Origin of the sequence: Microbacterium sp. (assembly GCF_011620715.1) — a bacterium.
Lineage (GTDB): Bacteria > Actinomycetota > Actinomycetes > Actinomycetales > Microbacteriaceae > Microbacterium.
This window is the reverse complement of record NZ_WOYP01000026.1, coordinates 1-8029: the sequence shown is the minus strand read 5'-3', so window position 1 is coordinate 8029 and position 8029 is coordinate 1. Positions and strand designations below refer to the sequence as shown.

General features: G+C 68.4%; 7 protein-coding genes and 1 tRNA gene. 3 read left to right on the top strand and 5 right to left on the bottom strand.

The window, feature by feature from the left end; all coding sequences use genetic code 11:
• Positions 1-49: 49 nt before the first annotated feature.
• The 5 genes from QZV84_RS02885 to aceE form a co-directional block, all read right to left on the bottom strand.
• The gene (locus QZV84_RS02885; protein WP_091706648.1) at positions 50-298 is read right to left on the bottom strand and encodes an acyl carrier protein; all 249 of its coding nucleotides are present in this window, start codon (positions 296-298) and stop codon (positions 50-52) included.
• Between the two features lie 65 nt (positions 299-363).
• Entirely contained in the window at positions 364-1365 is a 1002-nt protein-coding gene (locus QZV84_RS02880; protein WP_292825016.1) for a beta-ketoacyl-ACP synthase III, read from the bottom strand.
• A 13-nt stretch (positions 1366-1378) separates the two neighbouring features.
• A complete protein-coding gene (locus tag QZV84_RS02875) occupies positions 1379-2293 on the bottom strand; it encodes an ACP S-malonyltransferase (RefSeq protein WP_292825013.1) in 915 nt (304 codons plus the stop codon).
• Between the two features lie 85 nt (positions 2294-2378).
• Entirely contained in the window at positions 2379-3596 is a 1218-nt protein-coding gene (locus QZV84_RS02870) for a helix-turn-helix domain-containing protein (RefSeq protein WP_292825011.1), read from the bottom strand.
• A gap of 8 nt (positions 3597-3604) precedes the next feature.
• The gene (gene aceE / locus QZV84_RS02865) at positions 3605-6331 is read right to left on the bottom strand and encodes a pyruvate dehydrogenase (acetyl-transferring), homodimeric type (protein WP_292825009.1); all 2727 of its coding nucleotides are present in this window, start codon (positions 6329-6331) and stop codon (positions 3605-3607) included.
• A gap of 150 nt (positions 6332-6481) precedes the next feature.
• On the opposite strand from aceE, the gene QZV84_RS02860 reads away from it, so the two are divergent.
• The 3 genes from QZV84_RS02860 (at position 6482) to QZV84_RS02850 (ending at position 7767) form a co-directional block, all read left to right on the top strand.
• Positions 6482-6554, top strand: a tRNA-Val gene (locus tag QZV84_RS02860).
• 41 nt (positions 6555-6595) lie between these two features.
• Positions 6596-7327 (top strand): C4-type zinc ribbon domain-containing protein, encoded by a 732-nt coding sequence (locus QZV84_RS02855; RefSeq protein WP_292825007.1) that lies wholly within the window; start codon positions 6596-6598, stop codon positions 7325-7327.
• Entirely contained in the window at positions 7324-7767 is a 444-nt protein-coding gene (locus tag QZV84_RS02850; protein ID WP_292825004.1) for a reverse transcriptase-like protein, read from the top strand. Before QZV84_RS02855 ends, QZV84_RS02850 begins: the two co-directional genes overlap by 4 nt.
• Positions 7768-8029: the final 262 nt, after the last annotated feature.

The following is an 8029-nucleotide window of genomic DNA, read 5'->3' as shown; positions in this document are numbered from 1 at the left end:
GCCGCGTCAGCAGGCCGGGGGTTTGGGGCGGAGCCCCAATGGGGTCCGGCTACGCCTGGTTCGACGTGATGAAGGTGACGGCGTCGCCGACGGTCTTGAGGTTCTTGACCTCGTCGTCGGGGATCGTGACGCCGAACTTCTCCTCGGCATTGACGACGATCGTCATCATCGAGATCGAGTCGATGTCGAGGTCGTCGGTGAACGACTTCTCGAGAGCGACCTCGTCGGCCGAGATCCCCGTCTCGTCGGTGATGAGCTCGGCGAGTCCGGCGAGGACCTCGTCGTTGCTGAATGCCATGGTTTCTCCTGTTCTTCGGTGGCCCCGTCGGGGCCCTGATCAGTCTAGAGTCGAGGGTCGCGGCGTCAGGGAAGGACGACGACCTGCGCGCCGAACACGAGCCCTGCGCCGAAACCGATCTGCAGGGCGAGCCCGCCGCTGATTTCGGGGTGCTCTTCCAGCAGCCGGTGCGTCGCCAGCGGAATGGATGCCGCGGAGGTGTTACCGGTCGTCTCGATGTCGCGCCCGATCACCACCGTGTCGGGGAGCTTCAGCTGCTTGGCGAACTCGTCGATGATGCGCATGTTGGCCTGGTGGGGCACGAAGGCGGCGAGATCGGACGCTTCCACCCCGGCTGCTTCGAGGGCCTGGCGTGCGACCTTCACCATCTCCCAGACCGCCCAGCGGAACACCGTGGGCCCTTCCTGGCGCAGCGTCGGCCACGGGACTTTGCCGTCGCGGAACTGAGTGAGGGTGCCGTTCATCCCGACGGCGTCCGCCTTGGATCCGTCGGAGCCCCAGATCGTGGGACCGATGCCCGGCGTGTCGCTCGGACCGATCACCGCTGCTCCGGCGCCGTCGCCGAGAAGGAACGAGATGCTGCGATCGGTGGGGTCCACGATGTCGCTCAGCTTCTCGGTGCCGATCACCAGCGCGTAGTGCGCCGCGCCCGAACGGATGAGCGCGTCGGCCTGGGCGACACCGTACGCGAAACCCGCACACGCCGCGTTCAGGTCATATGCCGCCGCGGGGTTGGACCCCACACGATCGGCGACGATCGCCGAGACCGAGGGCGTCTGCTTCGGGTTGGATACCGTAGCGACGATCACGACGTCGATGTCGGATGCCGCGACGCCCGACTTCGCGATCGCCTCCGCCGCAGCATCCGTCGCCAGATCTATCGCGTCGGTCTCGGCGACGGCCCGGGTGCGCGTGACGATACCGGTTCGCTGACGGATCCACTCGTCGCTCGAGTCGATCGGCCCGACCAGTTCGTCGTTGGGAACGGTGAGCTCGCCGCGGGCAGCACCATAGGCGTAGATGCGCGTGTACGCCGGGCCGGTCGCCTGGCTGAGCGTGCGAGTCATGCGGTTTCTCCGGTCATGCGTCGGCGCCGCTCAGGAGCATCTGTGCGGCAGGAAGGTCGTCGGGGGTCTTGACTGCGACGCTCGGCACGCCGCGCATGGCTCGCTTTGCGAGCCCCGTCAGCGTGCCCGCGGGAGAAAGTTCGATGATGCCGGTCACGTCGTCGGCTGCGAAGGAGGCCATGCAGAGATCCCAGCGGACGGGGGAAGCCACCTGCGCGACGAGGCGGTCGAGGAACTCGGCTCCCGCTGCGACGCTCTCCCCGTCTCGGTTGGACCAGAGGGTGAGAGCGGGGTCATCTGGGGCGACCGTTGACGCGGCTCGGCGAAGCGCATCGACTGCGGGCGCCATGTAGCGGGTGTGGAAGGCGCCGGCCACCTGCAGGGGGATCACCCGCGTGCCGGCGGGGGGTTCGGCCGCGAGCGTCCGCAGAGCGGGCATCGCACCGGCAGCAACGATCTGGCCGCTTCCGTTGTAGTTGGCTGGAGTGAGCTCCAACTCCTCGAGGCGAGTGATCACCGTCGCCTCGTCTCCGCCGATGATCGCGCTCATTCCGGTCTGCTCGGCGGCGGCCGCCTCTGCCATCGCACGTCCGCGGATCCCGACGAGCCGGAGGGCGTCTTCCTCGCTGAGCACACCGGCGGCTACGGCGGCCGAGAACTCGCCGACCGAGTGACCCGCAACACCGCCGACGGATCCGCCACCCTCGAGTGATCCCCATGAGAGCAGACTCGCGGCGACGATGAGAGGCTGTGCGACCTGCGTGTCGCGGATACGGTCTGCGTCCCACTCGGTGCCCGCAGCGATGAGGTCCACGCCCGCCCAGTCGGAGTAGGCGGCAAGACGGTCGGCCGCGCCCTCGACCTGCAGCCAGGGAGCGAGGAAACCGGGAGTCTGCGACCCCTGACCGGGGAAGACGGCGATGATCACCATCCCATCCTGCCAAGGATCAGTCCAGGCTCTCTGGCGATCTCGTCACAATAAAGCACCCGGGCTTTGTGCGTGCCGTACAAGCTCATGTCGGGCCGCGCGGCGGCGATGGAGCCCGCCGCCGGGTCGAACCTGTGCCGATCGAGCCGAGGATCAGCGCGGTCTGAAGGATCAGCGCCTCGCGCGGGCCGGTGGCATCCCATCCGATCACGTCCGAGACCCGTTTGAGCCGGTAGCGGACGGTGTTCGGGTGGACGAACAACTCGCGGGCGGTCGCCTCGAGCGATCGTCCATTGTCGAGGTAGGTCCACAGCGTAGTGACCAGATCCGCGCTGTGTGACTGCAGGGGGCGGTAAATGCGCTCGACGAGCGTCTGCTTTGCGAGAGGGTCGCCTGCCAAGGCGCGCTCGGGAAGCAGGTCGTCGGCCTCGACGGGTCGTGGGGCGTTGCGCCACGCGCGCGCGACCGCGAAGCCAGCGAGCGAGGCGCGCGCACTCTGGCTCGCGTCCACGAGCGCGGGGACAGCGGGGCCGAGCACGAGGAACCCCGGGCCGAATGCCGGTTCGAGACGCCTGGCGATCTCGGGGAAAGGCAGCTCGAGCTCGTCGTCCGTGCGCCGGGCCAGCTCGGCACGACCGAGGACCAGCACGAGCCGGGAGCCGTGCACGCCGATGAGGACGTCGACGCCGAGCTTTCGGGCGCTGCGCCGCACCTGATCCGCGTCGAACTGCGGGGGAGTCGTGCCGACCAGCACGGCGACTTCACCATGGCCGTGCCATCCGAGCGCGGCGATCCGGCTGGGCAGCTGCTCGTCGGCCTCGCCGGTGAGGATCGAGTCCACGACGAGGGCCTCGAGGCGCGCGTCCCATAGGCCGCGCGCCTCGGCCGCGCGCGCGTAGACATCCGCGGCGGCGAAGGCGAGGTCACGGGAGTACAGCAGGATGCCTTCGCGCAGGTCATCGCCCTTGCCGACGAGCCGCTCCTCGGTCACCTCCACAGTCACCCGGATCAGCTGGAGTGTCTGCGTCAGGCTCACGCTGCGCAGCAGCTCACGCGGAGCGGCGTCGAAGATGTCCGCGGCGATCCGCGGCGTCGAGGTGGGATCGTCGTACCACTGGATGAACGACGAGATGCCCGCCTGCGCGACCAGCCCGACTGCGGAGCGTCGCGCCGGCGGCATCGCCGCGTACCACGGAAGGGAGTCTTCCAGCCGCTGGATCGTCGCACTCGCCAGATCGCCCGAGATCTGACGCAGCCATGCGAGCGTCTCGGTCTTGTCCATCTGCGCCGGGCGAGATGCCATCCGTGCGGTCAGCTCTCGCCGCCCGCGTTACCGCTGGTGCCGGCGGTCACGTCGTGCAGTCGGTACTTCTCGATCGCCCGCGCGGCGACGGAGGCATCCACCGCGCCCTCCTGGGCAAGGGCCTGGAGCGTGCGGACGGTCATCGACGGTCCGTCGATCTTGAAGAATCGCCGCGCGGCGGCGCGCGTGTCCGAGAACCCGAAGCCGTCGGCGCCGAGCGTCGCGTACCGCTGAGGAACCCACTGGCGGATCTGGTCCTGCACGGCGTGCATGTAATCGCTCACGGCGATGACCGGGCCCTGCGCGTCCTTCAGCTTGTCCGTGACGTACGCGGTGCGAGGCTCCTCGTCCGGGTGCAGGAAGTTGTGCTCGTCGGCGGCCAGACCGTCGCGACGCAGCTCGGTCCATGACGTGACCGACCACACGTCGGCGCTGACACCCCAGTCGTCGCGGAGCAGCTTCTGCGCCTCGAGCGCCCACGGAACGCCCACGCCGGAGGCGAGCAGCTGAGCGCGTGGGCCCTCGCCCCGATCGGCGGAGATGTGGTGGATGCCGCGAACGATGCCATCGACATCGACACCATCCGGCTCGGCTGGCTGCACCAGCGGCTCGTTGTACACCGTCAGGTAGTACATGACGTTGGGATCCGGGTGCGCGCCGCCATACATCCGGTCGAGGCCCGAGCGCACGATGTGCGCGATCTCGTAGCCGTAGGCGGGGTCGTACGAGACCGTCGCGGGGTTGGTGGAGGCGAGCAGGTGCGAGTGCCCGTCGGCGTGCTGGAGGCCTTCGCCGGTGAGAGTGGTGCGACCCGCGGTCGCGCCGATGATGAAGCCGCGCGCCATCTGGTCGCCGGCCGCCCACAGGGCGTCGCCGGTGCGCTGGAAGCCGAACATCGAATAGAAGATGTAGATCGGGATCAGCGGCTCGCCGTGCGTGGCGTACGACGTGCCCACTCCGGTGAACGCCGCGAGTGCGCCGGCCTCGTTGATGCCGACGTGGATGATCTGCCCCTGCGGGCTCTCCTTGTACGCGAGCAGCAGCTCTCGGTCCACGGACGTGTAGTGCTGGCCGTTGGGGTTGTAGATCTTCGCCGTGGGGAAGAACGCGTCCATGCCGAACGTGCGCGCCTCATCGGGGATGATCGGCACGATACGGTGGCCGAAGCCCTTCGCTCGCAGCAGATCCTTCAGCAGGCGCACGAACGCCATGGTGGTGGCGATCTCCTGCGTTCCCGATCCCTTCTTCGGCTGCGTGTACGCGGAGTCGTCCGGCAGGGCCAGTCCGACGTGCGTGGTGCGGCGTTCAGGGAGGAAGCCGCCGAGTGAGCGCCGACGCTCCACCAGATAACGGATCGTCTCGTCTTGCTGACCCGGGTTGTAATACGGCGGCAGGTACGGGTTCTCCTCGAGCTGAGCGTCCGAGATCGGCACGTGCATCTCGTCGCGAAAGTGCTTGAGATCCTCGAGGGTCATCTTCTTCATCTGGTGGGTCGCGTTGCGTCCCTCGAAGTGCTTGCCGAGTCCGTAGCCCTTGATCGTCTTGGCGATGATCACGGTGGGCTGGCCCTTGTGCTCGGCGGCGGCCTTGTAGGCCGCGAAGACCTTGCGGTAGTCGTGGCCACCTCGCTTGAGGCGCCAGATCTGATCGTCGGTGTAGTCCTTGACCAGCGCGCGCGTGCGCTCATCGCGGCCGAAGAAGTTGTCGCGAATGTAGGCGCCGCTCTCGGTCTTGTAGGTCTGATAATCGCCGTCGGGCGTGACGTTCATGAGGTTCAGCAGCGCACCGTCGGTGTCGCGGGAGAGCAGCTCATCCCACTCGCGGCCCCAGACGACCTTGATCACGTTCCAGCCGGCGCCGCGGAAGAAGCTCTCCAGCTCCTGGATGATCTTGCCGTTGCCGCGCACCGGCCCGTCCAGCCGCTGCAGGTTCGCGTTCACGACGAAGGTCAGGTTGTCCAGGCCTTCGTTCGCGGCGACCTGCAGCTGCCCGCGGCTCTCGACCTCGTCCATCTCGCCATCGCCGAGGAACGCCCAGACGTGGCCGCCGGAGACGTCTTTGATGCCGCGGTTGGTCAGGTACTTGTCGGTCATCGCCTGATAGATGGCGTTGATCGGTCCGAGGCCCATCGAGACCGTCGGGAACTGCCAGAATTCCGGCATCAGGCGCGGATGCGGGTAGGACGGGATGCCGTTCGGCGCGCCCGACTTCTCCTGGCGGAAACCGTCGAGCTGCGTCTCGCTGAGGCGGCCTTCCAGGAAGGCACGTGCGTAGATGCCGGGTGAGGCGTGCCCCTGGATGAAGATCTGGTCGCCGCCGGACGGGTGGTCGGCACCGCGGAAGAAGTGGTTGAAGCCGACTTCGTAGAGCGAGGCGGACGAGGCGTACGTGGAGATGTGCCCCCCGACGCCGATCCCGGGACGCTGTGCGCGGTGCACGGTGACCGCGGCGTTCCAGCGGATCCATGCGCGGTAGCGGCGCTCGATCTCCTCGTCGCCGGGGAAGTCCGGCTCGTTCTCGGCAGCGATCGTGTTGATGTAGTCGGTCGTGGGGACCATCGGGACGCCGAGGTGGAGGTCCTTCGAGCGCTTGAGCAGGCTCAGCATGATCTCACGCCCGCGGCCGTGCCCCTTGGCCGCCACGAGCTGTTCGAGCGACTCCTGCCACTCGGCCGTCTCGTCGGGATCGCTGTCGAGTGGCCCTTGAGAGTACGGATCCTGGTCGTGGACAGTCACGGAAGACCTTTCGTCGTCTGGCAGATCGTGCCAGGTGATCGCGTGGGATGCTGCACAGCCGTTGTTCGGCACACACAATCACCGCCTCTCAGCCTAGCGAGTCCTCTGCCGCCACGACGCCGCTGCGGGGGCTCTAGACTCGATACCCGAGGGCCTTTAGCTCAGCTGGTAGAGCGCCACGTTTACACCGTGGATGTCGTCGGTTCGATCCCGGCAGGGCCTACCGGACACCGACGCGCAAATCATGCGGGGTAGGTTGGACGCGTGAACGCCAGCCCCGTGGATCAGCGCCGCCTCCTGGAAGTCGCCGAGCTGGACACCCGCATCCGCCAGGCCGACGCAGCACGGCGGAATCCGCCGCAGGCCGCGCGCGTGCAGGCTCTCATGGCGCGCAGGCAGGAGCTCGCGCAGGAGCTCACCAGGCAGCTCGGCGCGCGGGACGACCTGCGCGCGGATCTGGCCCGCATCGAGTCCGATGTCGCCATGGTCGACGCGCGACGCGCGCGCGACGCCGAGCGTCTTTCCTCGACGAGCAACATGAAGGAAGCGCAGGGACTCGAGCACGAGCTCGGCTCGCTCGCACGCCGCAAGCGCGATCTGGAGGATGCCGAGCTCGAGGTCATGGAACGGCTCGAGGAGGCCGATGCGTCGGTGGCAGCCCAGGAAACCCTGATCGCCGACACCAACGCCGAGGGATCTCTGCTCAGTGCCGAGGCCAAGCGCGTCGTCGCCGAGGCGACCGCCGCATTCGAGGCCGCGACTCGTGACCGAGCGGCGGTGGCGGGCTCCGTCGCCGCCGATCTACTGGCCTACTACGACCGCGTGGCCGCGCGCAGCTCTGGCGCGGCTCTGCTGCGTCGCGGAACGTGCGAGGGCTGCCGCATGGTGCTGGCGGGCACGGATCTGCAGGCCGTGCGCCTGGCCGCGCCCGACGCCGTGATGACCTGCCCGGAATGCGGCTGCATCCTGGTGCGCACGGAGGAGTCCGGTCTGTGACCCGCCGGCTGGTCGTCGAGGCGGATGGAGGCTCGCGCGGCAATCCGGGGATCGCCGCGGGGGGAGCGGTCGTCCTCGACGAGGTCTCGGGTGCCGTCCTCAGCGAGATCGGCGTCTACGTCGGCATCGCGAGCAACAATGTCGCCGAGTACAACGGCATGATCGCGGGGCTCGAGATCGCCCTGCAGCGCGACCCGGCGGCATCCGTCCATGTCCGCCTGGATTCGAGGCTCGTGGTCGAGCAGATGACCGGTCGCTGGAAGATCAAGCATCCCGACATGCAGGTGCTGGCGAGCCGCGCGAAGGCGCTCATCCAGGACCGTGACGTGTCTTTCGAGTGGGTTCCGCGGCTTTCGAACAAGCGAGCGGATGCCGCTGCCAACGAGTCGATGGACCGCAGAGAGAGCTTCCGCCGGGACCTCGACCATGGACAGGCCTGAAGGCACGGCCTGGATCGTCCTGGCCCGCGCGGGCGAGGATGTCGCGCGGTGGACGCGCCGGTGCGCACGTCGACGGGCCGGGACGCGCCGGCGCCGTCAGGGAGTGACCGCTGCGCCGCGCGGAGCAGGCACAGGTCACCGGGCTAGAGTGGGCGACGCGAATGGGTCGGCTGGACGGTCGCGTCACTCGCGGTTCGCCGCGCAGTGCCGAGGAACGTCCGGGCTCCACAGGGCAGGGCGGTGGGTAACACCCACCCGGAGT

What these genes read in the sequence shown, in the direction of transcription:
- QZV84_RS02870 (WP_292825011.1), bottom strand. Translation starts at nt 3,596, where the DNA reads ATGGCATCTCGCCCGGCGCAGATGGACAAGACCGAGACGCTCGCATGG.
- QZV84_RS02885 (WP_091706648.1), bottom strand. Translation starts at nt 298, where the DNA reads ATGGCATTCAGCAACGACGAGGTCCTCGCCGGACTCGCCGAGCTCATC.
- QZV84_RS02880 (WP_292825016.1), bottom strand. Translation starts at nt 1,365, where the DNA reads ATGACTCGCACGCTCAGCCAGGCGACCGGCCCGGCGTACACGCGCATC.